General features: G+C 62.3%; 28 protein-coding genes. 17 read left to right on the forward strand and 11 right to left on the reverse strand.

The features are described 5' to 3' along the window. Positions 1–69: 69 nt before the first annotated feature. Positions 70–1,080 carry an ABC transporter substrate-binding protein gene (locus tag H351_RS27545; protein ID WP_029254491.1) on the forward strand — a complete coding sequence of 337 codons (1,011 nt, stop codon included), beginning with the start codon at positions 70–72 and terminating at the stop codon, positions 1,078–1,080. A gap of 47 nt (positions 1,081–1,127) precedes the next feature. Here H351_RS27545 and H351_RS27550 read toward each other — a convergent pair whose 3' ends face one another. Further along, the gene (locus H351_RS27550) at positions 1,128–1,715 is read right to left on the reverse strand and encodes a TetR/AcrR family transcriptional regulator (RefSeq protein ID WP_020906279.1); all 588 of its coding nucleotides are present in this window, start codon (positions 1,713–1,715) and stop codon (positions 1,128–1,130) included. A gap of 95 nt (positions 1,716–1,810) precedes the next feature. On the opposite strand from H351_RS27550, the gene H351_RS27555 reads away from it, so the two are divergent. Further along, complete coding sequence (locus H351_RS27555) at positions 1,811–3,211, forward strand: cytochrome P450 (RefSeq protein WP_029254490.1); 1,401 nt, start codon at positions 1,811–1,813, stop codon at positions 3,209–3,211. Positions 3,212–3,308: 97 nt separating this feature from the next. Next, on the forward strand, positions 3,309–3,626 hold the full coding sequence (locus H351_RS27560; RefSeq protein WP_073512010.1) for a DUF4333 domain-containing protein: 318 nt from the start codon (positions 3,309–3,311) through the stop codon (positions 3,624–3,626). A gap of 54 nt (positions 3,627–3,680) precedes the next feature. On the opposite strand, the gene H351_RS27565 is transcribed toward H351_RS27560, so the two are convergent. The 4 genes from H351_RS27565 to H351_RS27580 form a co-directional block, all read right to left on the reverse strand. Continuing rightward, positions 3,681–4,829 (reverse strand): acetyl-CoA C-acetyltransferase, encoded by a 1,149-nt coding sequence (locus H351_RS27565; RefSeq protein ID WP_003945727.1) that lies wholly within the window; start codon positions 4,827–4,829, stop codon positions 3,681–3,683. 11 nt (positions 4,830–4,840) lie between these two features. Continuing rightward, entirely contained in the window at positions 4,841–5,512 is a 672-nt protein-coding gene (locus H351_RS27570) for a TetR/AcrR family transcriptional regulator (protein WP_003945807.1), read from the reverse strand. A 76-nt stretch (positions 5,513–5,588) separates the two neighbouring features. Then, the gene (locus H351_RS27575; RefSeq protein WP_029254489.1) at positions 5,589–6,401 is read right to left on the reverse strand and encodes an SDR family oxidoreductase; all 813 of its coding nucleotides are present in this window, start codon (positions 6,399–6,401) and stop codon (positions 5,589–5,591) included. Next, positions 6,401–7,630, reverse strand: a complete 1,230-nt coding sequence (locus H351_RS27580) for an acyl-CoA dehydrogenase family protein (RefSeq protein WP_020968470.1) — start codon at positions 7,628–7,630, stop codon at positions 6,401–6,403. Before H351_RS27580 ends, H351_RS27575 begins: the two co-directional genes overlap by 1 nt. Positions 7,631–7,685: 55 nt before the next feature. Between H351_RS27580 and H351_RS27585 the strand changes: the two genes are divergently transcribed. From H351_RS27585 to H351_RS27620, 8 genes are all read left to right on the forward strand, one after another. Continuing rightward, positions 7,686–9,227, forward strand: a complete 1,542-nt coding sequence (locus H351_RS27585) for a FadD3 family acyl-CoA ligase (RefSeq protein ID WP_019746946.1) — start codon at positions 7,686–7,688, stop codon at positions 9,225–9,227. After that, positions 9,224–10,096 (forward strand): enoyl-CoA hydratase, encoded by an 873-nt coding sequence (locus H351_RS27590; RefSeq protein ID WP_029254488.1) that lies wholly within the window; start codon positions 9,224–9,226, stop codon positions 10,094–10,096. The genes H351_RS27585 and H351_RS27590 overlap by 4 nt, the downstream gene beginning before the upstream one ends. Next, on the forward strand, positions 10,096–11,256 hold the full coding sequence (locus tag H351_RS27595) for an acyl-CoA dehydrogenase family protein (RefSeq protein WP_007734181.1): 1,161 nt from the start codon (positions 10,096–10,098) through the stop codon (positions 11,254–11,256). The genes H351_RS27590 and H351_RS27595 overlap by 1 nt, the downstream gene beginning before the upstream one ends. Continuing rightward, a complete protein-coding gene (locus H351_RS27600; protein ID WP_020906274.1) occupies positions 11,253–12,218 on the forward strand; it encodes an acyl-CoA dehydrogenase family protein in 966 nt (321 codons plus the stop codon). The genes H351_RS27595 and H351_RS27600 overlap by 4 nt, the downstream gene beginning before the upstream one ends. Continuing rightward, positions 12,215–13,267 (forward strand): acyl-CoA dehydrogenase family protein, encoded by a 1,053-nt coding sequence (locus tag H351_RS27605; RefSeq protein WP_020968468.1) that lies wholly within the window; start codon positions 12,215–12,217, stop codon positions 13,265–13,267. The genes H351_RS27600 and H351_RS27605 overlap by 4 nt, the downstream gene beginning before the upstream one ends. Positions 13,268–13,413: 146 nt before the next feature. Then, the gene (locus H351_RS27610; RefSeq protein ID WP_029254487.1) at positions 13,414–14,178 is read left to right on the forward strand and encodes an SDR family NAD(P)-dependent oxidoreductase; all 765 of its coding nucleotides are present in this window, start codon (positions 13,414–13,416) and stop codon (positions 14,176–14,178) included. Between the two features lie 122 nt (positions 14,179–14,300). Beyond that, entirely contained in the window at positions 14,301–14,966 is a 666-nt protein-coding gene (locus tag H351_RS27615) for a hypothetical protein (RefSeq protein WP_021342897.1), read from the forward strand. Between the two features lie 225 nt (positions 14,967–15,191). Next, entirely contained in the window at positions 15,192–16,079 is an 888-nt protein-coding gene (locus H351_RS27620) for an alpha/beta fold hydrolase (RefSeq protein ID WP_003945464.1), read from the forward strand. A gap of 1 nt (position 16,080) precedes the next feature. On the opposite strand, the gene H351_RS27625 is transcribed toward H351_RS27620, so the two are convergent. Both H351_RS27625 and H351_RS27630 read right to left on the reverse strand, forming a co-directional pair. Further along, the gene (locus H351_RS27625) at positions 16,081–16,899 is read right to left on the reverse strand and encodes an HAD family hydrolase (RefSeq protein WP_029254486.1); all 819 of its coding nucleotides are present in this window, start codon (positions 16,897–16,899) and stop codon (positions 16,081–16,083) included. 62 nt (positions 16,900–16,961) lie between these two features. Continuing rightward, a complete protein-coding gene (locus tag H351_RS27630; protein ID WP_029254485.1) occupies positions 16,962–17,432 on the reverse strand; it encodes a MarR family winged helix-turn-helix transcriptional regulator in 471 nt (156 codons plus the stop codon). A gap of 110 nt (positions 17,433–17,542) precedes the next feature. Here H351_RS27630 and H351_RS27635 point away from each other — a divergent pair, with 110 nt between their 5' ends. From H351_RS27635 to H351_RS27645, 3 genes are read left to right on the forward strand one after another with little or no spacing between them, the layout of a single operon-like run. Further along, positions 17,543–18,076, forward strand: a complete 534-nt coding sequence (locus H351_RS27635; protein ID WP_037119193.1) for a VOC family protein — start codon at positions 17,543–17,545, stop codon at positions 18,074–18,076. A 37-nt stretch (positions 18,077–18,113) separates the two neighbouring features. Further along, complete coding sequence (locus H351_RS27640) at positions 18,114–18,902, forward strand: pirin family protein (RefSeq protein WP_029254483.1); 789 nt, start codon at positions 18,114–18,116, stop codon at positions 18,900–18,902. Position 18,903: 1 nt separating this feature from the next. Next, complete coding sequence (locus H351_RS27645) at positions 18,904–19,968, forward strand: maleylacetate reductase (protein WP_029254482.1); 1,065 nt, start codon at positions 18,904–18,906, stop codon at positions 19,966–19,968. 7 nt (positions 19,969–19,975) lie between these two features. On the opposite strand, the gene H351_RS27650 is transcribed toward H351_RS27645, so the two are convergent. Further along, on the reverse strand, positions 19,976–20,497 hold the full coding sequence (locus tag H351_RS27650; RefSeq protein WP_019746936.1) for an Lrp/AsnC family transcriptional regulator: 522 nt from the start codon (positions 20,495–20,497) through the stop codon (positions 19,976–19,978). Between the two features lie 109 nt (positions 20,498–20,606). Between H351_RS27650 and ald the strand changes: the two genes are divergently transcribed. Together ald and H351_RS27660 are read left to right on the forward strand one after the other, a co-directional pair. Next, entirely contained in the window at positions 20,607–21,707 is a 1,101-nt protein-coding gene (gene ald, locus H351_RS27655; protein WP_029254481.1) for an alanine dehydrogenase, read from the forward strand. 53 nt (positions 21,708–21,760) lie between these two features. Then, positions 21,761–22,636, forward strand: coding sequence for an aldo/keto reductase (locus tag H351_RS27660; RefSeq protein ID WP_029254480.1), 876 nt, complete (start codon positions 21,761–21,763; stop codon positions 22,634–22,636). On the opposite strand, the gene H351_RS27665 is transcribed toward H351_RS27660, so the two are convergent. From H351_RS27665 to H351_RS27675, 3 genes are all read right to left on the reverse strand, one after another. After that, a complete protein-coding gene (locus H351_RS27665; protein ID WP_029254479.1) occupies positions 22,637–23,887 on the reverse strand; it encodes an NADH:flavin oxidoreductase/NADH oxidase family protein in 1,251 nt (416 codons plus the stop codon). It lies immediately after the preceding gene. Positions 23,888–23,915: 28 nt separating this feature from the next. Continuing rightward, entirely contained in the window at positions 23,916–24,419 is a 504-nt protein-coding gene (locus H351_RS27670; protein WP_019746932.1) for an SRPBCC family protein, read from the reverse strand. A 72-nt stretch (positions 24,420–24,491) separates the two neighbouring features. Next, a complete protein-coding gene (locus H351_RS27675; protein WP_007734151.1) occupies positions 24,492–25,067 on the reverse strand; it encodes a TetR/AcrR family transcriptional regulator in 576 nt (191 codons plus the stop codon). 85 nt (positions 25,068–25,152) lie between these two features. Here H351_RS27675 and H351_RS27680 point away from each other — a divergent pair, with 85 nt between their 5' ends. Next, entirely contained in the window at positions 25,153–25,611 is a 459-nt protein-coding gene (locus H351_RS27680) for a PaaI family thioesterase (protein ID WP_003945940.1), read from the forward strand. Positions 25,612–25,728 lie beyond the last annotated feature (117 nt).

A 25,728-nucleotide genomic window follows, 5' to 3' on the forward strand; every position in this document is an offset into this window, starting at 1 on the left:
TTCGATATAGGTGATCTGGTATCGCCGACCCTACGATCGATACGGACTCAGACCGAAGGGTATCGAAAAATGCTGACCACCACACCTACCGTGCTGGACGAACGCGCCTGGCAAGAGCTAGTCGACGCACTGACCCGTCGCCAATTCGGCATCGGAGCCGGGATGGCAGCAGTAGCAACAATTCTGTCGTCCTGCAGTTCCAGTGACGGTTCGGGTACATCTGACGACACTCAAATGCGCACCGTCACCACACCGTTGGGAACTTACGACATACCGACCAACCCCAAGCGGGTCTTGGCCGTCGACGCCCGCACCGACCTCGAGCTCGCCATTGCCCTGGAACTACCGGTCTTCGGATACAACATCTCGCCCGCCACCGAGTGGGTTCCCGTCGACGGCTCGGCCGAATACCTCAGCGACAAGCCCAATCTGGAGCAGATCCTCGGACTCGCACCCGATCTCATCATCTGCGTCAACGCCGACAACGAGTACTGGCCCGCTGCAAAACTCCAAACCATCGCTCCTGTCCTGACGACCGAATCGAAGCAGACGTGGCGAGAAAATCTCACCCGACTCTCCGATTGGTTGGGCCGAACCCCCACCATGGATCGCCTGATCACCGACTATGACGCTCTGATCACCGACATCCGCTCTCGACACGCTTCGGCGATCGCGGGAAAGACCGTCGCGAGTTTGTCCTACAGTCCGGACAAGGCCACGATCTACATCGACAGCCTGCCTGTGTCGGAGGAAACCGGTAAGAAGAATCGCCAGCCCACCGACATGACGCTCGCCGACATCGGTGGAAGAACATTGAACACAACCGGTTTCGACAATCAGGGGCGACTGAGCATCGAGGAGATGGATCGCCTTCGCGATTGCGACGCGTTCATGGTTTCCGTCACCGACAGCAGCGACACCACCTTCGATCAGCTCTCGGACAACAAGTTGTGGCAACGACTTCCGGCTGTGCAGGCCGGGAACGTCACCGTTCTGCGCGGCAGTACGTACTACGGATCCATCTACACCAACATGTACCTAGCCAAGGGCTGGGACGATCTCTATTCGACGCTCGACTGATCAGACTTGTCCGTGGAAATGCCGGCCGCTCCCACGCGGTCGGCATTTCACGTTTCGAGGTCGATGCCCAACGCTCCGGAGAGGGTCCGCAGACAAATCACTCTCAACTCTTCCTGCGGTATGGAAGGTTGATCGAGCCAGTCGAGGCAGACAGCTCGGACGAATGCGATCCATCCCCGAACTGCGACGGCAGCGATCTGTCTTCTTTCACCCTCGAATTCCAGTGCGTCGAGGATTCGAATCTGCTGCTGTTCGAGTTCCCGTTCGACGATCGCTCGGATACCGGCCTCGGCGGAGAGCGTCCCCACGTTGATGGCGCGTACTCCCCTGCTGTGCGACTTCACGTACGCGAAGTAGGCGTCCAACCCGGCTGCCACCTGTTCGCGCACCGGTAGCGTCGCGTCCGGTGCGGTCACCTCGAGCAGGTGCTGCGATTCGCGCTCGACGATTGCGGCGAAGAAGTCTCGCTTGGTCGGAAAGTAGTGGTACATCAACCCGCGCGAGACGCCCGCAATCTCGGCGACCTCTTCGATCCAGACGTCCTCGTACGAACGATCGGCAAAAAGTTGCGCGCCGATGTCGAGCAACTGCGTGCGCCGCTGCTCTCGGTCCAGGCGTTTTCGTGGTGCGACCATAGACAAGTCAGATTACTACTTGACACCGATTCAGTAAGGCGTACTTTGCGTACTAGACACCAATTCAGTAAGCGATCTCACCCGGGGGACACACCATGAGCGTCGACACCACTCCAGAGGCGACGACCGATGCTCGGATTCCGCATCCGGCATGGCGCCTGCCAGTCCTCGGGGACGTCCTCGGGATCAATATCCGGACGCCGCTGCAGAACTCCGTGAGCATCGGGCGCGAACTCGGCCCGATCTTCGAGAGAAATGTCCTGGGAAATCGCTTCGTCTTCGCCTCGGGCGCGGACATGGTGGCAGAACTGTCCGACGAGTCCCGGTTCGCGAAGCACCTTGCGCCTGGAGTCAAAGCACTCCGCGGAATCGGCGGCGACGGACTGTTCACTGCGTACAACCACGAACCCAACTGGGGCAAGGCGCACAATCTCCTGGCCCCGGCGTTCAGCCAGACTGCGATGCGCTCGTACCACCGCACCATGCTCGACGTGGCCGGCGAGCTGGTCGACCATTGGGACAGTCGTGACAGCGACTCCCCCGTCGACATCTCCGCAGACATGACCAAGCTGACGTTGGAGACCATCGGACGCACTGGATTCAGCTACTCGTTCGACTCTTTCGAACGTGAAGAGCAGCACCCGTTCGTCAAGGCGATGGTCGGCGCACTCTCCCATTCACAACGCACGACGTTCTTGAAGTCGACGGCCCTGGGGCGAGTCCTCGCACGTCGGGCCGATCAACGTGACGAGGTCCGCAAGGCGTACATGGCCGAGGTTGTGGACGAGGTGATCCGTGCCCGGCGGACAAGTACCGAACCGGGGCCGGAAGATCTTCTCGAACTGATGCTACGGGCGGCACGCGAAAACGATCCCAACCGTATCGACGAACTGAACATCCGCCATCAGGTCGTGACCTTCCTCGTCGCGGGACACGAAACCACCTCCGGCGCGTTGTCGTTCGCGCTGTACTACCTGTCACGAAACCCTGACGTGCTGGCCAAGGCGCAAGCCGAGGTCGACAAGGTCTGGGAGGGCGAGGAGCCCGCCTTCGAGAAGATCGCGAAACTTCGATACGTACGACGCGTCCTCGACGAATCGCTGCGTCTGTGGCCGACCGCTCCCGCCTACGGCCGTGCGGCGCTCGAAGACACCACGCTCGTCGGCAAGTATCCGATGAAGAAGGGCGATTGGATGCTCGTGCTCATCCCGTCACTTCATCGCGATCCCGTGTGGGGCAACGATCCCGAGGCTTTCGATCCGGATCGCTTCCTACCTGCCAACATCAAGGCCAGGCCGGCGCACGTGTACAAGCCGTTCGGAACAGGTGAACGCGCCTGCATCGGAAGACAATTCGCTATTCACGAAGCGGTCCTCGTGTTGGGCACCATCTTGCAGAAGTATACGATCGAAGCCGATCCGGACTACGAGTTGAAGGTGGCCGAACGGCTCACCCTGATGCCCGAAGGCTTCAACTTGACGGTCCGCCGACGCTGAGCTCGGCAAACGGCGTCGAGTAAGTCGGTTGAACAGTCCCGAATGCGGTAATCCCTGAGGTGGCAGCAGCGAGCACCGGCGCACCCTGGGAGTTCACATGACAAAGAGGCCTGCAGTTGGAATCGTCTTGCTCTCGGCGGCATTGGCCACGGGAGCTTGCTCGGCAAGCGTCGGGACGCCGCAAGTGGACAAGTCCGAAGTCGCAAGTCAGATCTCCACTCAACTCGCCGAGAAGATCGGCGAGCCACCTGACGACGTGACGTGTCCGGAGAACCTCGACGCAGAAGTCGGCGCATCGATCACGTGCATCCTGACCGAGCAGGGCACCGAATACGACGTCACAGCTACCGTGACCAGCGTTGACGGTGAAAGTGCGAACTTCGACATCAAGGTTGCGGATGCGCCGAACAACTAACTGCTGTGCGCCTTTATTAACCGCCGGCGGTTAATAAAGGCGCACAGCAAGGCGTCAGAGCCGCTCGATAATCGTCGCGTTTGCGGTGCCGCCACCTTCACAGATGGTCAGCAGGCCGTAACGGCCGCCCGTGCGCTCGAGTTCGTTGAGCAGGGTCGCCATCAGCTTGGTGCCAGTCGCGCCGAGCGGGTGACCGAGTGCGATCGCGCCGCCGTTGACGTTGACCTTGGCCGGATCTGCGCCGATCTCCTTGATCCAGGCCAGGACGACCGGGGCAAAAGCTTCGTTGATCTCGACGATGTCGATGTCCTCGATGCTCAGACCGGCCTTCGCGAGAGCATGCTTCGTGGCCGGGATCGGCGCACTGAGCATGAAGATCGGGTCGTCGCCGCGAGCGCTGAGGTGATGAATCCGGGCACGGGGCTTGAGGTTGTACTTCTCCACCGCTTCCGCCGACGCCAGCAGCAGCGCACTCGCACCGTCGGAGATCTGGCTGGCCACCGCTGCGGTCATGCGGCCGTCTTCGACGAGAACCTTGAGCGTCGCCATCTTTTCGAGGCTGGTCTCGCGGGGTCCTTCGTCGACGGTCGCGTCGCCCATGGCAACGATCTCGTTGTCGAAGCGACCCGCGGCGATTGCAGCCTTGGCGCGCTCATGGCTCTGCAGGGCCCACTTCTCGAGCTCTTCGCGGCTGATGTCCCACTTCTCGGCGATCATTTCGGCGCCCTTGAACTGCGAGACTTCCTGGTCACCGTAACGCTCGGTCCAACCGACCGAACCCGAAGTCGGCGTGTCGAATCCGTACTGCTGACCGACGATCATCGCTGCCGAGATCGGAATCTGGCTCATGTTCTGAACGCCGCCGGCAACGATCAGATCCGCGGTGCCCGACAGGATGGCCTGAGCGCCGAAGTGCACTGCCTGCTGGCTCGAACCGCACTGACGGTCAACGGTCACCCCGGGAACGTGCTCCGGGAATCCCGCTGCGAGCCAGGACATACGGGCGATGTTGCCGGCCTGGCCGCCGATGGCGTCGACGCAACCGAAGATCACGTCGTCGACGTCACTGGGGTCGATACCGGTGCGCTCGACCAGTGCCTTGACGACGTGCGCACCGAGATCGATGGGGTGCACGCCGGACAGCGCGCCACCCCTCTTGCCGATCGGTGTGCGAATGGCGTCGACGATGTAAACCTCGGACATAGCGTTAGCTCCTAGTTTCGTTGTGCAGCAATAGTTCTTGAAGTTGATTCAGCAATAGCGTCTGAAGTTGTAGCCGGATCGGAGAGCCCGTCGAGCACGATCGCGAGATATTGAGCCGCGACGGCGTGAGCCGAGAGGGATCCACCCGGGCGGTACCAGCGAACCGCGACCCACACGGTGTCTCGCATGAATCGGAAGACCAACTCGACGTCGATGTCGGAACGGAAGGTCCCGTCCGCGACGCCGGCTTCGAGGACGCCGACCCACAGGTCCCGGAATTCGGTGTTGCGCTCGGCCAGGTAAGCGAAGCGCTCGTTCCCGACGAGGTGCTTGACCTCGTCCTGGTAGATCGCCACAGCCGAATGTGAGGCGTCGATGGCCTCGTAGGAGGTCACCACCAGCGCTTCGAGCGTCGCGCGACTGTCCAACCCCGCCGCGACGATCTCGCGGTATTTTCCGAAGAGTTCGTCGAGGAACTGGTGCAGGATCTCGTCGACCATCGACTCTTTGGAATCGAAATGGTGATACAAGCTGCCGGACAGTATCCCGGCGGCGTCGGCGATGTCGCGGACGGTCGTCGCGCGCACTCCGCGATCGGCGAACAGCCCCGCCGCGATCTCGAGCAGCTCGTCGCGGCGCCCGGACTTGCCGTTTGATTCGTCGGAATTTCGAGGTGGCGTCATGTATTCAATCCTATCCAGGGCCTTCCCCTGTGCGCGGTCAGCGAGTCCGGGGACTCCTTAACCGCGCACGGGGACGCTAGGCCCTCTGCGAAGAAACGGAGACGATCTCGCCGGTCATGTAGGTGGAGTAATCGCTGGCGAGCATCGCGATGACCGTTGCGATCTCCCAGACCTCCGCGGCACGGCCGTAGGCCTCACCGGAAGCCAACTGGTCGAGCAGTTCCTCACTGGTGACCTTCGCCAAAAACGCATGTCGCGCAATGGAGGGCGAGACCGCATTGATACGGACTCCGTACTCCGCGGCTTCGATAGCGCTGCACCGAGTCAGTGCCATGACGCCCGCCTTGGCTGCGGCGTAGTGAGCCTGGGAATGCTGCGCCCGCCAACCGAGAACGGACGCGTTGTTCACCAGAACACCGCCGTGGGGAACGCTCTTGAAGTACCGCAGCGCGGCACGCGTCGAACGGAAGGTGCTGTTGAGGGTGATGTCGAGAACGCGATCCCACTGATCGTCCGTCATGTCGACGACGGGAGTTTCGCCGCCCAGGCCCGCGTTGTTGACGACGATGTCGATACGTCCCAACTTCTCGGCCGCGCCGACGAACAACGCGTCGACCTGCTCGGTGCTGGAGACGTCGCAGATGATGGACTCGACCTGCTGGCCGGGAAACTCGGCCTTCAGCTTCTCCACCGTCTCGCCGAGCCGACGCTCGTGGAAGTCGGAGACGAGAACGTCGCCGCCCTCGAGAAGCACCCGGCGCGCGGTAGAGAAGCCGATGCCGGTTCCGGCTGCGGCGGTGATGATCGCCTTCTTGCCCACGAGCAGTCCGTGGCCCGGGGTTTCCTCGGGCGCAACGGAAAGCGGGGACGCGGCTTTGGTGTCAGACATTAACGAGCCTCTCGGGGAAGACCGAGCACGCGCTCGGAAATGATGTTGCGCTGAATTTCGTTGGAGCCGCCGTAAATCGTGTCGGCGCGGGTGAAGAGGAAGAGTCGCTGCCACTCGTCGAGTTCGAGATGCTCGGGGTCGGTGATGTCCGATGCATTGCCTTCGGAATCCGCCCACGGCGCAACCAACGACGACGCACCCTGCACGTCCATCGCCAGCTGTCCCAGGTCACGATGCCAGTTGGCCCACAACAGTTTTGCGACGGACGCTTCTCCGCCACCGGTTCCGGCGTCGACCGCGTCGAGAGTACGCATCGCGTGGGCGCGCATCACGCGCAGTCCGACCCAGGCGCGAGCGATCTTCTCGCGAATGTGCGGATCCTGGTCACTGCCATTGGCCTTCGCCAGGTCGACGACGCCCTGGAGCTCGCGAGCGAATCCGATCTGCTGTCCGAGCGTCGATACCCCGCGCTCGAAGGTGAGCAGCCCCATCGCGATCTTCCAGCCCTCGCCAGGTTCCCCGACCACCAGATCGGCGTCGGTGACGGCGTCGTCGAAGAAGACCTCGTTGAACTCCGACGTACCGGTGAGCTGCTGGATGGGCCGAACTGTCACACCAGGCTGATCCAACGGGACCAGCAGGAAGCTCAAGCCCTGATGACGCTTGGAGCCCACCTCGGTGCGGCAGACCACGAAGCACCACTGCGCGACGTGAGCCAGTGAGGTCCACACCTTCTGGCCGTTGATGATCCACTTGCCGCCTTCGAGGCGTGCGGTGGTGGAGACGTTCGCGAGGTCTGAACCGGCGCCAGGCTCGGAGTAGCCCTGCGACCACAGTTCGCTGACCGTGTTGATGCCAGGAAGGAATCGGCGTTTCTGCTCGTCGGTTCCGTACGCGATCAGCGTCGGGCCGAGCAGCTCTTCACCGATGTGGCTGACGCGAGCGGGCGCACCGGCCTTCGCGTACTCCTGATGGAAGATGACCTGCTGAGAGATGCTTGCTCCCCGCCCGCCGAACTCCTTCGGCCACCCGAGGCACGTCCATCCTGCGGCTGCGAGGTGCTTGTCCCACTCGAGTCGTTGCTCGAAGAACTCGTGCTCACTGCCGGGGCCGCCCTTACCCTTGAGCTGGGCAAATTTGCCCGTCAAGTTCTCGGCCAACCACTGCGCGACCGTGGCCGCAAACTCGTCGTCCGTCATCTGCCCGTCCGGGCTCTCGCTCTGGTCCACATATGTAAGATAACCTACCAAGCACTTGCTAGGTAGCGTGTCAGGTAGGAGTCCAGTGACCGAACAACCGAGAACCATCCCATCAGCCCTCATCCGGGCCGCCGAGGAGTTCGGTGAGCGCGCGGCTATCGCCGATGGCGACACCCGACTGACCTTCGCACAGCTACATCAACGTGTCCGCGATTTCGCCGGCGCGCTGATCAACCGTGGGGTGAAGGCAGGCGATCGCGTCGTCATCTGGTCGCCCAACACGTACCACTGGGTGATCGCCCTGCTCGGCGCTCAATATGCCGGCGCGGCCATCATCCCGATCAACACTCGATACACCGGCACCGAAGCTCTCGACATCATCGAGCGCGTCGACGCCGCGGCCTTGGTGGTCGTCGGCACGTTCCTCAAGGCCGATCGCTATCAGCAGTTGCTCGACGCCAACCCGGACCTGTCGATCCCGACCGTCATCCAGGTACCGATCGACGGGGACGACGACCGTGACGGCGTCATCGAGTTCGAGGACTTCCTCGCGCTCGCCACCGACGCCGCCCGCACCGAAGCCGATGCGCGTGCTGCGAAGGTGCAGCCAGACGACGTCAGCGACATCCTCTTCACCTCCGGCACCACAGGACGCAGCAAGGGTGCGATCACCGCGCATCGTCAGTCCATCGCTGTCGCGAAGTCGTGGGGTGAATGCGCCGAGGTCACCGCCGACGACAACTTCCTCATCATCAGCCCGTTCTTCCACACCTTCGGGTACAAGGCCGGAATCCTGGTCTGCCTGCTGAACGGCGCGACGATCGTGCCGGTGTCCGTCTTCAACATCGACGACACCCTCGCGCTGGTCAACAGCGAAAAGATCAGCATCCTGCCCGGTGCCCCGACGATCTACCAGACCATTCTCGATCACCCCCGCCGCAGCGAATACGACCTGTCCTCGCTCCGCATCGCGATCACCGGCGCAGCACCCGTTCCGGTTGCTCTCGTCGAGCGCATGCAGGCAGAGCTTTTCGACGCCGTCCTCACGGCATACGGTCTGACCGAGGCAGTGGTCGCGACCATGTGCCGCACCGACGACGACCCGGTCACCGTCTCCACCAGTTCCGGCCGCGCGACAGCCGATTTCGAGGTCAAGATCGGCGACCAGGGTGAGATCCTGCTTCGTGGACCGAACGTCATGCTCGGATACCTCGACGACCCCGAATCCACCGCCAAGGCAATCGACGCCGACGGCTGGTTGCACACCGGAGACGTCGGAACCCTCGACGAGCGTGGCTATCTCGACATCACCGACCGCCTGAAAGACATGTACGTCAGCGGCGGATTCAACGTCTACCCCGCCGAGATCGAGGGCATGTTGGCTCGCCTGCCCGGCGTCCACGAGTCTGCTGCCATCGGCATCCCCGATCACCGGATGGGAGAGGTGGGCCGCGTCTACATCGCCCAGCTCGACGGTGCCGGCCTCACCGAAGAGTCGGTGATCGCTTTCCTCAAGGAGAAGATCGCAGGCTTCAAGGTGCCCCGCGAGGTGCGCTTCGTAGATCACCTGCCCCGTAACCCTTCGGGCAAGGTCCTCAAAACGGTTCTGCGCGAGGAACAATCATGACCGTTCCCTTCGAAGCCGACGTCGTGACCTACGAGGTTCGTGACTCGGTCGCCGTCGTGACCTTGAATCGACCCGACTACCGCAACGCCCAGAACTCGGTGGTCACGTACGCCCTCGACGCGGCATTCCAGCGCGCCGTCGAGGACGACGACGTGAAGGTGATCGTCCTGGCAGGCAACGGACCTCACTTCAGCGCCGGACACGACCTGGGAACTCCGGGACGCGACCATCACGTCGAGTACGAGAACAAGGCCACCATGTGGTGGGATCACGTCGACAAGCCAGGCGGTGACCAGCGTTTCGCCCGCGAGATGGAGGTCTACCTGGGCATGTGCCGCCGTTGGCGGGAGATCCCCAAGCCCACCATCGCGATGGTCCAAGGCGCCTGCATTGCCGGTGGGCTCATGCTCGCCTGGGTCTGCGACATGATCGTCGCGGCCGACGACGCCTTCTTCTCCGATCCCGTTGTCCGCATGGGCATTCCCGGCGTCGAATACTTCGCGCACCCGTGGATGGTCGGTTCACGTTTCGCGAAGGAAATGCTCTTCACCGGCGATCGGTTCACCGCGCAACGCGCCTACGAAATCGGCATGGTCAATCGCGTCGTCGCCCGCAATGATCTCGAGAAGGAGACGTTCGAGCTCGCCGGACGTATCGCCGAGATGCCGCGCTTCGGACTGGCTTTGACCAAGAAGGCCGTCAACCAGTGCGAGGATCAGATGGGGATGCGCAACGGCATCGACTCCGTCTTCGGTCTGCATCACTTCGCTCACGCTCACAACGCCGAGGTCGGCAAAGACTCGCTTGGTGGTCTCGACGCCAAAGCCATGGCTGCCAGTGCTCGCGCACCGCAGGAAGGAACAAACTAGTGGATCTCGTATTCGACGACGCCACAACCGCATTCCGTGACGAGGTCCGCTCGTTCCTGGAGGCGAATGTGCCCGCCACTCCCCTGAAGTCGATGGATACCGCCGAAGGCTTCGAAGAGCATCGTCAGTGGGAGCACACTCTCGCCGACGCCGGCTACGCCGTCGTCTCCTGGCCCAAGGAACTCGGCGGACGCGATGCGTCCCTGCTCGAATGGGTCATCTTCGAGGAGGAGTACTACCGCTCGGGCGCGCCCGGGCGCGTAAGCCAGAACGGCATCTTCTTGTTGGCTCCCACACTGTTCGAGCATGCAAATGCCGAGCAGTTGGCTCGCATCATGCCGCGCATGGCTCGTGCCGACGACATCTGGGCCCAGGCCTGGTCCGAGCCCGAATCCGGTTCCGACCTCGCTAGCCTGCGTTCGAGTGCGAAGAAGGTCGACGGGGGCTGGCTGCTCAACGGTCAGAAGACGTGGAGCTCACGCGCAAGCTACGCCGACTGGGGCTTCGGCTTGTTCCGCTCCGATCCGGATGCGCAGCGCCACAAGGGCATCACGTATTTCATGTTCGACCTGCGCTCGAAGGGCGTCACCGTTCGCCCGATCGATCAACTCGACGGCGAGCCCGGCTTCGCCGAGATCTTCCTCGAAGACGTCTTCGTGCCGGACGACCCGGCCAACCCTGGTGAGTCGGGTGTGATCGGCAATGTCAACGAAGGTTGGCGCGTCGCGATGAGCACCGCGAGCAACGAGCGTGGTCTCTCGCTGCGCAGCCCCGGCCGCTTCCTCGCCACCGTCGACCGACTGCTCGAGCTGTACAAGTCCAGCGGACGAACCGACGACAGCGCTCTGCGTAACCAGGTTGCCGACGCCTGGATCGGCGCTCGCGCCTACCAGCTCAACACATTCGGTACCGTCACCCGTCTCGCCGACGGTGGACAACTCGGCGCCGAGTCCTCGATCAACAAGGTCTTCTGGTCCGAGTGGGATATCGCCACCCACGAGACTGCTCTCGAACTGCAGGGCCCTGAAGCAGAGCTGGCCGACAACTGGATGGACGGATACCTGTTCTCCCTGTCCGGCCCGATCTACGCAGGCACCAACGAGATTCAGAAAAACGTCATCGCTGAGCGTCTGCTCGGCCTACCGAAGGCGGACCGATGAGATTCGCGCTCGACTCCTCCCACCAGGACTTCGCTGCAAGCATCGATGCACTGCTGACCAAGTCCGACATGCCCTCCGTCATCCGTTCGTGGAACGACGGTGACACCGAGCCGGGCAAGAAGCTCTGGCAGCGCCTTGCCGAGACCGGCGTCAACGGCCTCGTCATATCCGAAGAACACGACGGACTCGGCGCCGACGCCGTGGACCTGGTCGTTGCACTCGAACAGCTCGGTCGGCACGCAGTACCCGGACCGGTCGTCGAGACCATCGCAGTAGCACCGACGCTCCTGGCTTCCGTTGCACCGGAACGTCTCTCTGCTCTCGCCGAGGGTTCGCTGGCAACCGTCGCCGCTCCCCCGCGCACACCGTTCGCGCTCGACGCCAATGCGGTCGATCTGGTTCTACTCGCGCAGGACGGCACCGTCTCACTCGGCGTCCCTGGCGAAGCCAAGGCATCGGTGGATCTCTCCCGCAAGCTCTACGAGGTTTCCGCCGGCGAATCGCTGGGCTCCGCCGACTTCTCCGCAGCCTTCGACATGGGCGCTCTTGCCACTGCCGCGCAGTTGCAAGGTCTCGGCCAGACACTGCTCGAGGTCACCACCGAATACGCGAAGCAGCGCAAGCAGTTCGGCAAGGTCATCGGACAGTTCCAGGCAATGAAGCACCACCTGGCAGAAGTTGCCGTTTCGCTCGAAATGGCTCGCCCCCTGCTCCACGGTGCCGCTCTGTCGGTTCGCGATCAGTCGGCCGACGCCTCGCGTGACATTTCTGCCGCCAAGGTCGCGTGCGGGGATGCTGCTTACAAGGCCGCCCGCGTCGGACTCCAGGTTCACGGCGCCATCGGCTACACGATGGAACACGATCTCTCACTGTGGCTCACCAAGGTACGAGCATTGCTCACCGCATGGGGCACACCGTCCGAGCATCGTGCGCGCGTCGTCGAAGCGCTGGTTGCATCATGAGCATCGACACCGAAGACCAGGCGGCGCTACGTGCGTCGGTACGCGATCTGCTGAGCAAGCATTCCGACTCCGCGGCCGTCCGCGCTGCCATCACCACAGAGATCGGCTACGACGCCGCGTTGTGGAGCAAGCTGTGCGAGCAGATCGGCGTCGCCGCGCTGGCGATTCCGGAGGAGTTCGACGGCGTCGGAGCAGGTTTGGGCGAGGTACATGTGGTCCAGGAGGAACTGGGCCGCACGCTGACCCCCTCACCGATGCTGGGTTCGGCGATTCTTGCCGCACAGGCACTGCTGCTTGCCGGTGACAACGACGCATGCTCGCGACTGCTGCCCGGTGTCGCGTCCGGCGAGAGCACGCTCGCCCTGTGCTGGGCAGGGGCTGCGGGTTGGAGCACCTTCGGCGTCGAGGCAACCGAGGATGCGTTGACCGGCACGGCGTCGTACGTCCTCGACGGACACGTCGCTGACACCCTGCTCGTTCTCACGGCCGACGGCTTCTACGAAGTAGATCCCGCGGCCGAGGGCGTCTCCCGCCGACGCGTCCCCACCATGGATCCGACGCGAACGCTGGCGGAGGTCACGTTCTCCGGTGTTCGTGGTCGGCCACTGGAGTGGTCCGAAGATCTGGTCGATCGCATCCGAACCGTCGTTCTGATCGCGTTGTCCGCTGAACAGGTCGGAGCGGCCGCAGCGATCGTCGAACAGACCGTGGAATACACCAAGTCGCGCAAGCAGTTCGGTCGCGCGATCGGTTCTTTCCAAGCCCTCAAGCACCGGATGGCCGACATGTACACGTTGGTCGAGACGGCGCGGTCGATGACGTACGCCGCCGTGGCGACGCAGTCGGCGGACGACGCGGCAGTGGCGAAGGTCTACTGCTCGGAAGCCTTGCAGCAGATCACCTCCGAAGCAGTTCAGTTGCACGGCGGAATCGCAATCACCTGGGAGCACGACGCTCAGCTGTACTTCAAGCGTGCACACGGCAGCGCTCAGCTCTTCGGACAGCCGAGCACCTACCTGCCGAGCCTCGCTCAGGCCGCGGGTCTCTAAGACACATCGGTGCTTGTTCGCTCGCAATCCCGGGCGAACAAGCACCGATGCTGCCCAGTCAGTGGAATGAACCGCAGATTTATGCGGCTGGATCACGCAGAATCGGTCACCAGACAGCTGTCCATCTCACAGACCGGAGTTTTCTCGTGAATCGATTCGACGACAAGCGCGTCCTCATCAGCGGCGCAGGGTCCGGAATCGGCCAGGCCACCGTTGCCCGCATCCTGGTAGAAGGAGGCACCGTCGTCGCCGCCGACATTTCCGAGACCGACCTCGAACAGACGCTGAACGCCGCGAAGGACGCCGGCCACTCCGATCGCCTCACCACGGTGAAGGTCGACATCTCCAGCGAAGAGTCTGTTCGCGAACAGGTCGGCGCTGCGATCAAGGCTCTGGGCGGGCTCGACGTGCTGGTCAATGCGGCGGGCATTCTGCGCTCCGCGCACACCCACGAGATGACACTCGATTTCTGGAACACCGTCATCGGGGTCAACCTCACCGGAACGTTCCTCATGACGAGGGAGTCCCTGCCGGCACTGCTCGAAAGTGGAGCAGGCGTCGTGGTCAACTTCAGTTCCACCTCGGCGACCTTCGCCCACCCGTACATGACGGCATATGCGGCGTCGAAGGGTGGAATCCAATCCTTCACGCACGCACTTGCTCTCGAGTACAGCAAGCAGGGTCTTCGCGCCGTGGCCGTCGCACCCGGCAGCATCGCGTCGGGCATGACGTCCGATCCCGGCTTCCCGGCCGACATCGACTTCACGCTGCTCGGCAAGCTGGCCCCGGCAATCGGTGAGGGTTTCGCGCCCCCGTCCGCCGTCGCCGGCGTGATCGCGATGCTCGCTTCCGAGGACGGCTCGTTTGTCACCGGAACGGAAATCCGCATCGACGGCGGCACGCATATGTGACCACTTGCTGTGCGCCTTTATTAACCCCCGGCGGTTAATAAAGGCGCACAGCAGCGAGGCGGCATACTTATCTGGTCGCGCGGAACCGGTCCGGCGGTACGAAGTGCGGTGGGGAGCCAGCGGTGAGCGAATCAACAGGCAGTACGAACCTCGAGCCTGTGTTGATCAGTCCTGTCGTCGACGGAATGATTCGCACCTGGTCCGAGGACGAGACCCGTTTGTGGAGCGTCGACGATCCCGCCGCGCTCGGCGCACTGCTTGGACGCGGCCTCGTATCTCGTACTGCTCTGCCGGACAACAAGTTCCGAGAAGTTGCGTTTTTGGATACTCAGACCCAGGCCCTCACTGTGCAGCCGCGCTTCGCTACCCCGGACAGCACTGCCCTCGCCGCCCCGTTCAAGCTCACCGACGCGACCTCCCCGACCGGCGACGCTTGGGAAGATCTCGAATCGGTACTCGCGTCCATCGCGATCTCCGCTGCTGGACGCGGCGAATTCTGGCTCGCGGAACTCGGCGGGTGGGATTCTCCGCACGAGCCGAACTGCCTCTTCACGACCGTCGACGAATCGGGCCTGGCCAACGCAGTCATGGAGGCAACCCCTGCACCGGTGGGCACAGGCGTCTGGCCGGAGGTTCCGAGCGACCAATCCGGCGTTTCGGTGTCGGCACCAGCCTCACAGGACACCATCGAGGCTGCCGGAATCTTCGCGGTTTCAGCGATCGAGACGTGGGGCGTCACACCGTGGGACATCAACCTCACCTTCGGCAAACTGGTCGATTTCGCCTGATCAACGGCGCCGACACGCGGCGGTGAGTTGTACGTCTCCTCTCAGCCGACGGCTCACGGTTCGTCACAACACGCCCGATGGCCACGACATCGACCCCCTCGATGGGCATACTGAGGGAACTGGGGTTACTCCCGGTCACAAATACCCGTGGATCCGCGTCGGGGCGGGTGCGGTCCGACAACACGCGAGCAGCCACAGACACTGGCGGCTCCGAAAGGTTCAATCATGGCAACCGACCAATTACAGACGGTTGTATTGCACGGCGACCAGCTCAAATACGTCGACCAAGGCAGTGGCCCCGTCGTGGTGCTCATTCACGGCCTGCTGGGCGCGCACTCCAACTGGGAACCGCAGATCGAGACGCTCTCGCGTCATTACCGCGTGATCGCCCCTGATCTCTTCGGACACGGTGCGTCGGACAAGCCTGCCGGCGACTATTCACTCAGTGCTCACGCCGCCACTGTGCGTGACCTCCTCGAAGCCCTCGACATTCCGTCGGCCACCCTGGTCGGCCACTCCCTCGGTGGTGGGATCGCGATGCAGACGCTGTATCTGTTCCCCGACCGGGTGGAGCGGCTGTGCCTGGTAGCCAGCGGTGGACTCGGCCCCGAGGTGAGCCCACTCCTGCGTGCGGCGACACTGCCCGGCAGCGAACTGGTACTTCCCGTCCTCGCGTCGAGGACGCTGACCGACGTGACCGACAAAGCGCTCGGACTTTTCAACAAGATCGGCCTGTTCAAGCTCGGTGCCAGCGCGAGCGAGGCCCGTAAGAGCTTCGCTTCGGTATCGGACGCGTCGACGCGTCAGGCATTTCTGGCGACGGCACGATCGGTCATCAATTACAACGGTCAAACCGTCAATGCCACTCCGCATTTCGCCAACTTCAAGAATCTGCAGGCACTGCTGGTGTGGGGTGAGGAGGACACCATCATCCCCAACGCCCACACCGAGAACGCTCGCGCCGAACTACCGCTGGGGCGGGTGGAGATCTTCAAGCGCGCCGGACATTTCCCGCACCTTGACTACCCGGATCGCTTCGACCGCGTCTTCTCCGAATTCATGACGGACTGCGGAGTCGGTATCGGCACCGGACCCAAGGCCGTCAGCAGCTGAACTAGCGCCCCGCAACCAACTCTTCGAGGTAGCTCGCCACGCCGTCCTCGTCGTTCGTGGGCAAAATTCGGTCGGCGAGCTCGATGACCTCGGTTCTGGCGTTGGCCGGCACCAGAGCTGTTCCGGCCCAGGTCAGCATGGCAACGTCATTGAAGGCGTCACCGGCTGCCGCCACTTCCGACGCGTCGATGCCGTCGATCGCGCACAGCTGCGCGAGAGCGCTGGCCTTCGAGACGCCCGCTGCAGCCATTTCCATGTACGGGGCGCCGGAGTGGGTCAACTCCACGCCCTCGATGCCCGCAGCGACCGCTGTTCGGTACAGGTCGGCGCTGGGAACTTCCGCATGCCGGGCCACGATCTTGACCATCGGCTCCACGTCCAGCGGCAGCGTATCGGCGAGCACCATCTCGTGCAGGTGCCGGTGATGGTCCGCGAACTCGCACAGAGCGGCGTACTCCGGCTCGGCAAAGAACTGCGTGGGTCCGACGTTCGCGAACACGACGCCCGGAATCAGAGCGCGAACCTGCTCCATAGCCGTTGCAGCCAAAGATGTTTCGATCGAAACGGTGTCGACGATCTCCGGAGTCCCGTCCGCCAGGTCGAGAATGACAGCTCCGTTGGCACACACAGCTTTACCGCGAAATCCGCACGAGCTCGCCAACGTGTGTACCGAATGCCTGGCCCGGGCCGTCGCCCACACAACTTCGATCCCCGCGAGCCGCGCGTTCTCCATGGCCTGCGCGGTTCGCGCTGAAATCGTTCGGTCGGAGCGCAGCAGGGTGCCGTCGAGGTCGGTTGCGAACATACGAATGCGGGTCACCAGACCATGATGGCAGTCCGTTCGCAGCCCTCACCAACTACATGACATGGACAGTTGCTCTGTCAATTACCTGACTGGGCATCGAGAAGGTGCCGACGCATCTCGCCGAAGACCACACTCAGCCGCTCGACATCTCGCGGGCTCAGCAGATCGAACATGCTCTCCCGTACTGCGGCTACATGTGCCGGGCTTGCCGACGCCAATTTCTCGACACCCTGGTCGGTCAGCTCCGCATTAGCGCCCCTCTTGTCGTCGACACACTCGACCCTGCGCACCCAACCGGCACCGACCAGCCGATTGACGGCCCTGGTCACACCACTTCGGGTCGCCATCACAGCATCGGCGATCTCACTCATGCGCAGTTGCCGCCCAGGCGCTTCGGATAGAGCAACCAACAGTTCGAAGTCCGTGAACGAAATGTCGGAGTCTCGCACCAACTGCTGATCGAGAACACGCTGGAGCAGTCGGGTCGAGTCCAGGTAAGCCCGCCAGGCCGTTTGCTCCGTGTCGCTCAACCACCGCGTCGATTCCATGACACCAGCATATCCGAAGTAGTTGACAACGAAATCAAATGATCTATTCTCAATGTAGTTGATCAGTCAACTACCTGTTCGAAGAGAAGGTTCAACCGAGAGGCGGCGCCATGAGCGACAACAACGCAGTGCAGTTCGACGACGCAGTGCAGTTCGACAACGCGGTGCAGTTCGAGGAACGCCGGACCGAGATCAGGGATCGACATCTGATCCCCGCCGACACACGACCCGCATCGACCGCACGCGGCCTGCACCATACGGCCCTGATCAGCAGTGACGTCGAACGAACCGTGAAGTTCTATCAGGATCTCCTCGGATTCCCACTCACCGAGTTGATCGAGAACCGTGACTATCCCGGGTCGTCGCACTTCTTCTTCGACATCGGCAATGGCAACCTGCTGGCCTTCTTCGACTTCCCGGGTCTCGACGTGGGCCCATATCAAGAGGTGCTCGGCGGCCTCCACCACATCGCGATCAGCGTCGAACCTGCCAAGTGGGCGAGGCTGCGCACCAGACTGACCGAGGCGAACATTGAACTGATCGAGCACAGCGAGGTTTCGTTGTACTTCCGCGATCCCGACGGCGCTCGACTCGAGCTGATCGCCGACCCCCTCGGCGAGATGTACGGCAATCACGTCCTCTGAAAACTTGCTCTCCCCCACACCATTCGGAAGGCACACCATGACCTCCACTCTGTCGCAGCCCAACCTCGATATCCGTCGATCCGGGGATCGCTTCAAGTCCAATGCCGGCTGGCTGGACTCGAAGCACTCGTTCTCGTTCAGCAATCACTACGACCCGAAGAACACTCACCACGGTCTTCTCCTGGTCAACAACGACGACATCGTCACGCCCGGAATGGGATTCGACACCCACCCGCACCAGGACATGGAGATCATCACCTGGGTACTGAGAGGTTCTCTCGTACATCAGGATTCGATGGGGCATTCGGGCGTCATCTACCCCGGTCTCGCCCAGCGGATGAGCGCTGGAACGGGAATCCTGCATTCGGAGAAGAACGATTCGTGGCGACTCGGTGACGTGGCGGGCGCGCATTCCGACAAGCACAGCGATCCGGTTCACTTCATCCAGATGTGGGTCGTCCCCGACGAAGCCGGGATCACACCCGGTTACGAGCAGTTGGAGATCGACGCCGAATTGCTTGCCGGTGGGTTGGTTCCGGTCGCCTCGGGTATGGACGCGTACGCCGATCACTCGGCAATCCGGATCAAGAACAAGTACGCCGCGATGCACGTTGCGCGTCTGCAACCCGGACAACCTGTGACCCTGCCGGACGCACCGTTCCTGCATGTTTTTGTCGCCGACGGTCAGGCCGCCATGGAAGGCGTCGGAGTGCTCGAACAAGGTGACGCGGTGCGAGTATCCGGCGGTGGAGGTCAGCAGCTCAGCTCCGATACCGGGGCAGAGGTCATCGTCTGGGAAATGCACGCCACCGTTTCTCAGGGATGACATGAAGCCCTTCTCGTACGACGCTTCACCGTCTCGAATTGTCTTCGGCCAAGGGACGATCGATACGATCGCCGAAGAAGTGCGGCGGCTCGGCCGTAGCCGAGTGATGGTGCTGGCAAGTCGTCGACTCGACGCGGTTGCCGCCGCCGTCACCGAATCTCTCGGCGACATGGCGGTGGTCCGCTTCGACGGCGCTGTGATGCATACTCCGATCGAAGTCACGACAGCCGCGCTGAGACTTGCCGAGAACCATCACGTCGACACGGTCGTCGCGATCGGCGGCGGTTCGGCAACCGGGTTGTCCAAGGCACTGGCACTACGAGCGGGGTTCGATCAGATCGTCGTTCCGACAACGTACGCGGGATCAGAAGTCACTCCGGTGTTGGGTGAAACAGAGAACGGACGCAAGACAACTCGCTCCTCTCCCCACATCAGACCCGAAACCGTCATCTACGACGTCGACCTCACTCTCGATCTGCCGCTGGATACCACCGTCACCAGCGCCGTCAACGCGATGGCGCATGCGGTTGAAGCGTTGTACTCCACCGAGTCCAACCCGATCACGGACTCGATGGCGATCGAGGCGATCTCCGGGATCGCCCGTGCGCTGCCGAGCATTGTCGATGATCCGAAAAATCTGGAAGGTAGGGCCGAACTACTGCAAGCAGCCTGGTTGGCCGGAACCTGCTTGGGCACGGTCGGTATGGGGCTTCATCACAAGTTGTGCCACACCCTCGGTGGCAGCTTCGGTTTGCCGCATGCTCCCACCCACACCGTTGTCCTCCCCCACACGATGGCATTCAACGCGCCTGCTGTCCCGGATGTGATGTCGCGAATAGCGACTGCTCTGGGCGCATCCGATGCCGCTACCGGCGTTTTCGACCTCGTCACCGCGTGCGGCGGACCGACCACTCTGCGAGAACTGGGAATGAGTCACGATCAAATCGAAAATGCAGTCGAACTCGCCACCTCCGCCGCGTATCCGAACCCGCGTGAGATCACCCCGCCGGGCCTGAGCGAACTCCTCGAGAACGCCTGGTCCGGGCGTCGACCCGCCATCAGGTGAGAACTAATCAGGCAGTACCGCCTCGAGGCCTGACGTGTTCGAAGATCAGAATCGTCTCGGTCGCAGCAACCGCTGGATGTGCCGAGAGATTGTTGACGACGAAGTCACGCAACTGCGCCGAATCCGTCGTTGCGACGTGCAGCATGTAGTCGTCGACACCGGCAACGAAGTACACGTTGAGCACCGAGTCCAGCTTGGCGAAATCGTCGCCGAGCCGGTTGAGGTGCGACCGTGCGTTGGCCTGCAGTCGAACTGCGATCATCGCCTGCAGATCCATTCCGAGAGCGGCGGGGTCGATGTCCGCGTGAAATCCCCTGATCACGCCGTTGTCCACCAAAGCGCGCACACGGCCGAGGCATGTCGACGGCGCAATTCCCGCGATCGCGGCCAGCGCATTGTTCGGAATCCTCGCGTCTTTCGCCAGCTCTTCGAGCAGAACCCGGTCGACCTCGTCCAACTTCACGGCAGCCCGAACATGCTTCGGCGAGGCGGCCGTCTGAATACCGATTTTTGAACTTTCGCGCACCATGAATACAGACTAGAGAATTATCTTCACTTCTCTTCACTATCTGGCGACGAAACTTCATGCTTGGCACCTGCCATTCGAAGAAACAACAGACTCAGTTCGGAGCCGTGTCATGAAGGTCGGAATCCCCCGCGAAATCAAAAACCACGAGTACCGCGTGGCTATCAGCCCAGCAGGCGTCCACGAACTGGTCGGCCGAGGGCACGACGTCGTCATCGAAACGGGCGCAGGCGTCGGCTCCTCGTTCAGTGACGAGGATTTCAAGGCCGCGGGCGCGCAGATCCTCGGGTCCGCCGATCAGGTCTGGACAGACGCAGATCTGCTCCTGAAGGTCAAAGAACCTATTGCAGAAGAGTATTCGCGACTCCGTAAGGATCAGGTGCTCTTCACCTACCTGCACCTGGCGGCGTCGAAGGAATGCACCGACGCACTCCTGGCTTCGAAGACCACTTCCATCGCCTACGAAACCGTTGTCGGTTCCGACGGTTCACTGCCCCTTCTCGCACCGATGAGCGAAGTAGCCGGACGCCTTGCGCCGCAGGCCGGCGCCTACCACTTGATGCGTCACGGCGGCGGACGCGGAGTGCTGATGGGCGGCGTCCCCGGAGTGCGCCCCGCCAAGGTCGTGGTGATCGGTGCTGGCGTCTCCGGCAAGAACGCCATCGCCGTGGCCTACGGCATGCAGGCCGACGTCACCGTTCTCGATCTGTCGATCGCTCGCCTGCGGGAAATCGACGAGCTGTACCACGGCCAGGTCAAGACCATCACGTCCAACAGCCTCGAACTGGAACAGGCAGTACTCGACGCCGACCTCGTCATCGGCGCAGTGCTGGTCCCCGGGGCGAAGGCGCCGACTCTCGTCTCCAACAGCCTGGTGGCGCGTATGAAGCCGGGTTCTGTCCTGGTCGACATCGCCATCGACCAGGGCGGCTGCTTCGAGGATTCACACGCGACCACGCACGCCGACCCGACGTACCAGGTTCACGGTTCCGTCTTCTACTGCGTTGCGAACATGCCCGGAGCCGTCCCCCGTACGTCGACGTACGCGCTCACCAACGCGACGCTTCCGTACGTCGTCGCATTGGCAGACAAGGGGTGGAAGGACGCGGTCACGGCAGTTCCCGGCCTGGGGTCAGGACTGAGCACACACGACGGCCTGCTCCTGTCCGACAGTGTTGCAGCGGCACACGGGTACTCGGCTACGACTCTCTGACCCAGGCGGCTCTGACCCAGGCAAGGAAAGCTCGAGATCGCTAGCCTTGATCCATGAGCAATCCTGACATCACGCTGAATTCCGGAACCACGATCCCGCAACTCGGCCTCGGAGTCTGGCAGGCCACCAACGACGAAACCGAGCATGCAGTGCGGTTCGCTCTCGACGACGCCGGCTACCGGCACATCGACACCGCTGCCGCATATGGGAACGAAGAGGGCGTCGGACGAGGTATCGCCAACTCGTCCGTCGCGCGAGAGGACATATTCCTCACCACGAAGCTGTGGAATGCAGATCAGGGCTACGAGCCGGCGTTGAAGGCTTTCGACAGCAGCATCGACAAGCTGGGCGTCGATTACGTCGATCTGTATCTGATCCACTGGCCACTGCAGGACAACGACCGACTCCTCCGCACTTGGGACGCGCTCGAAAAGATCGCGGAATCGGGCCGCGCCAGGGCAATCGGGGTGTGCAACTTCGAGCCGCATCATCTGCAGCTTCTCGTCGATCGCGGCGGATTGTTGCCGGCAGTCGATCAAGTGGAACTGCATCCGCACCTCACGCAGCACGCGATCCGCGACAAGGCCGCCGAGCACGGAATCAAGGTCGAATCGTGGAGCCCACTCGGCGGTACCAGCAACGCGGGTTGGGGTAAGGCATCGAAGCCCAACACGCTGCTCACCGATCCGATCATCACTCGAATCGGTGACCGCCACAGCAAGACTGCCGCGCAGGTCCTGATCCGTTGGCACCTGCAGAACGGCCTGATCGTCATCCCGAAATCAGTGCATGACGCCCGGATCGCTCAGAACATCGACGTATTCGACTTCGAACTCACTGATCTCGATCTGAGCGAAATCGACACTCTCGACGACGGTACCCGCGTCGGCGCGCATCCCGATGAGCTCAACATCGGTGCACCGAACTGATCAAGCCGCTCGTTTGGTGGGGCGAAGCGCATCGATTCCGTTTCGCCTCACCATGGTCCCGAGGGTTTTCCACCACGGCCGAGCCGGATCCGGCTCGCTGCCGTCACCCATTCGATGCAACTGATCGGTGTGCCACTGCAGGTCGAGTGCACCGTCGAGCATCGAGATGTCGGCAACCTTCCCCAACAACTTCCGCGCTCCGAACTCAACAGTCGGGACGTTCAATCGTTCCCGATCCGATTCCAGGAGAACGGTTGCCGCGTCGGGAATCGTGATCGTCGGCCGGCCGAGACCGATAACATCGCATGCGCCGGAAGCGAGTGCCTCGACCATCGCCGATCGCGAGCGGAAGCCGCCGGTGACCGCCAAGGGAATGTCGCCGGCAATCGCTCGAACCGTCTCGGCATACTCGAGGAAATATGCCTCTCGATCGCGAGTGCTCTGCTTCTGCGCTTTACCCATCATGGCCGGCGATTCGTAACTGCCACCGCTGATCTCGATGAGGTCGACCGACTCTTCGGTCAGCGCGCGTACTACTTCTCGCGACTCGTCTTCCGAGAATCCGCCGCGCTGGAAATCAGCCGAGTTGAGTTTGACCGACACCGCGAATCCCGGAGCAACGGTAGAGCGTATGCGCCGAACGATTTCGATCAGAAAGCGTCGTCGACGCTCGGGATCTCCACCCCACTCGTCCGTCCGCTGATTGGACAACGGCGAAAGGAACTGCGCAACAAGATAACCGTGCGCGGCATGTATCTGCACGCCTCCGAATCCGGAGGACTCGGCGACGCGAGCGGTTTCCGCGAACTTGTCGATGATCTCTTCGATCTCAGCAGTCGAGAGTTCTCGCGGCGTCGCCATTCCCGGAATCTTCAGCGCAATCGCGCTCGGTGCGACCGGTCGACCTCTGCTGGCGATCGGGTTGGATTGCCGCCCTGGGTGGTTCAGCTGCATCCAGATCTCGGCGCCGCCGTTCTTGGCAGTCTTGGCCCAGGCAGTCAGCGCTTCGGCATCACGATCGTCGTCGACGACGACGTTGCCCGGTTCGGCGATCTGCGATCGATCAACCATGACATTGCCGGTGATCAGCAAACCGAACCCGCCACTGCCCCAACGACCGTACAGCGTTTCCAAGCGAGTGGACGGTCCATGAGTCCGGTCACCCAGAGCCTCGCTGAGCGCAGCTTTCATCGTGCGATTCCGCAGTATCTGCCCACAGGGCAAAGTCAACGATTCTCCGAGCGTGGTCATGGATGCCTCTCGCATGAAGGGAAGAAAGTCAATGGCGTGGCGCAGAACCGAAGTGCCGCTTGGTATCGCGTACGAAGCTCGAGAAGATCAGTGAGTTGACCGGTAGCCCGCCGCGCACCGCGAGCGACAGCTTCGGACGCGGCGAGAATGCAAAATTCCACTGCAATCTCGAACCCACTGCGAGCTCGTCGACGCGGTAGTCCTCCGCGAAGGATTGGAACAGCGGAACATTGGACTGTTCGACGTAAAACGAGTGCCGACGCGTTTCGTCGTCCCAGGTGATGAACTTTTCACGCATCTGCATCGCGCCACCGCCCACCTCCGCGATTCGGCGCGTGCCGACGCCGTAGGGGCGCGGCGAGGTGTAGTGCACTTTTGTGAGCAGTCGGCACCACGACAAAGGCTCGTCGGCGGTCAGACCGGCCCAGACGGCATCAGGTTCGGCGGCGAGGTCGATCGAGTACGTGAAGATATGCGGTGCCGTGTCGAAGAAATCGACACCGACCGGTTCGAGGTCGAACCAATGTGTCATCGCCTACTCCTGCCTAATTAGCCGTTACATGAAGTTACGGATACTTGATGGCCGAAGTCAACCCCCGAAGGCTCAGCGGGACCAAGCCTCAGAACGAGAGAGCCCCTGCAGTGAAGCGATGACCTGTTCGAGCGGCTCGATACTTCGAGTCGTCTGGCACACCGCCACTGCACCTTCGACCGACGTGATCGTCAGGTTTGCCATCGACTTTGCTTGCACTGCAGGATAACCCGCAGTTTCGAGTTGCGATTCGATCAACTTCTGCCACCCCAGCATGACCTCAGCCGATACTTCCGCGACTTCTGGCTCACTGGCGCGTGCCAACCCGCCGGCAATCACCGGGCAGCCGATCGCGAAGTCCGAGCGCGTGAGATTGAGTCGCCAGATGTCTCCGACCGCTTCGATCACGTCGGCAGTGGAACCGGTGGCCGCAGCCGAGCTGATTCGTCTGGTGATGATCGCACCAGCCGCGCGCACGGCTTCGACCATCAGCTCGGTCTTGCCGCCGGGGAAGTGATGGTAAATCGACCCACGGGGCGCGCCGCTGTGCTTGATGACGTCGCTGAAGGACGTCGCATCGACACCGTTGCGGCTGATCAGTTCGACCGCACTACGAATCATGCGATCACGTGAGCTCAGCTCTGCCATGTCACAGATCCTTCGGCCGTCGGTACACCTGTCGACTCATACGCTACGTTATGTATGACGACCTACATAGTGATGGGATGAAACAATGAGTGACGAGACAACCGCAACCGTCGATCCGGCGCAGATGACAGGCCTCGAACTTCTCCGCTGGATGGGAACGCAGGTCAACGACCGACCCAGCATCGGACGCCTCCTCGGCATGGAGATGCGCGAGGTCAACGAGGGATCCGTCAGCTTCGCCCTGACCCCGCGTGCCGATTTCAGCAACCCGCTCGGCACTGTCCACGGCGGAATCTGCGCAACGCTGCTCGACTCGGTCATGGGCTGCGCGGTACACACGATGCTTCCGGCCGGCGTCGGCTACACGACCCTCGAACTCAAGCTCAACTACATCCGCACGGTGCCTCTCGACGGTGACGAACTGACAGCCCACGGCAGTGTCATTCACGTGGGCGGGCGTACCGCGACTGCAGAGGGCAAGGTCTTGGACAAGAACGGCAAGTTGGTTGCGCATGGAACCACGACGTGCATGATTTTTCGCTAAGCCCGACGTGAGCAGGGTGCGAGTACCGATGTACGATCGGCTCGTGACCCTGCTCACTGCGCACCTCTGGTGGCCCGACCGCTGACGGTCAGCCGCAACTGCGTGCTGCCCGGACCG

The sequence above is a fragment of the Rhodococcus erythropolis R138 genome (assembly GCF_000696675.2).
Lineage (GTDB): Bacteria > Actinomycetota > Actinomycetes > Mycobacteriales > Mycobacteriaceae > Rhodococcus_F > Rhodococcus_F erythropolis.

Bases quoted from the DNA above. Each gene is read 5' to 3' on its own strand.
- H351_RS27545 (WP_029254491.1), top strand. From the start codon at position 70: ATGCTGACCACCACACCTACCGTGCTGGACGAACGCGCCTGGCAAGAG.
- H351_RS27550 (WP_020906279.1), bottom strand. From the start codon at position 1,715: ATGGTCGCACCACGAAAACGCCTGGACCGAGAGCAGCGGCGCACGCAG.
- H351_RS27555 (WP_029254490.1), top strand. From the start codon at position 1,811: ATGAGCGTCGACACCACTCCAGAGGCGACGACCGATGCTCGGATTCCG.
- H351_RS27560 (WP_073512010.1), top strand. From the start codon at position 3,309: ATGACAAAGAGGCCTGCAGTTGGAATCGTCTTGCTCTCGGCGGCATTG.
- H351_RS27565 (WP_003945727.1), bottom strand. From the start codon at position 4,829: ATGTCCGAGGTTTACATCGTCGACGCCATTCGCACACCGATCGGCAAG.
- H351_RS27570 (WP_003945807.1), bottom strand. From the start codon at position 5,512: ATGACGCCACCTCGAAATTCCGACGAATCAAACGGCAAGTCCGGGCGC.
- H351_RS27575 (WP_029254489.1), bottom strand. From the start codon at position 6,401: ATGTCTGACACCAAAGCCGCGTCCCCGCTTTCCGTTGCGCCCGAGGAA.
- H351_RS27590 (WP_029254488.1), top strand. From the start codon at position 9,224: ATGACCGTTCCCTTCGAAGCCGACGTCGTGACCTACGAGGTTCGTGAC.
- H351_RS27600 (WP_020906274.1), top strand. From the start codon at position 11,253: ATGAGATTCGCGCTCGACTCCTCCCACCAGGACTTCGCTGCAAGCATC.
- H351_RS27605 (WP_020968468.1), top strand. From the start codon at position 12,215: ATGAGCATCGACACCGAAGACCAGGCGGCGCTACGTGCGTCGGTACGC.
- H351_RS27620 (WP_003945464.1), top strand. From the start codon at position 15,192: ATGGCAACCGACCAATTACAGACGGTTGTATTGCACGGCGACCAGCTC.
- H351_RS27630 (WP_029254485.1), bottom strand. From the start codon at position 17,432: ATGGAATCGACGCGGTGGTTGAGCGACACGGAGCAAACGGCCTGGCGG.
- H351_RS27635 (WP_037119193.1), top strand. From the start codon at position 17,543: ATGAGCGACAACAACGCAGTGCAGTTCGACGACGCAGTGCAGTTCGAC.
- H351_RS27640 (WP_029254483.1), top strand. From the start codon at position 18,114: ATGACCTCCACTCTGTCGCAGCCCAACCTCGATATCCGTCGATCCGGG.
- H351_RS27645 (WP_029254482.1), top strand. From the start codon at position 18,904: ATGAAGCCCTTCTCGTACGACGCTTCACCGTCTCGAATTGTCTTCGGC.
- H351_RS27650 (WP_019746936.1), bottom strand. From the start codon at position 20,497: ATGGTGCGCGAAAGTTCAAAAATCGGTATTCAGACGGCCGCCTCGCCG.
- ald (WP_029254481.1), top strand. From the start codon at position 20,607: ATGAAGGTCGGAATCCCCCGCGAAATCAAAAACCACGAGTACCGCGTG.
- H351_RS27660 (WP_029254480.1), top strand. From the start codon at position 21,761: ATGAGCAATCCTGACATCACGCTGAATTCCGGAACCACGATCCCGCAA.
- H351_RS27665 (WP_029254479.1), bottom strand. From the start codon at position 23,887: ATGACCACGCTCGGAGAATCGTTGACTTTGCCCTGTGGGCAGATACTG.
- H351_RS27670 (WP_019746932.1), bottom strand. From the start codon at position 24,419: ATGACACATTGGTTCGACCTCGAACCGGTCGGTGTCGATTTCTTCGAC.
- H351_RS27675 (WP_007734151.1), bottom strand. From the start codon at position 25,067: ATGGCAGAGCTGAGCTCACGTGATCGCATGATTCGTAGTGCGGTCGAA.
- H351_RS27680 (WP_003945940.1), top strand. From the start codon at position 25,153: ATGAGTGACGAGACAACCGCAACCGTCGATCCGGCGCAGATGACAGGC.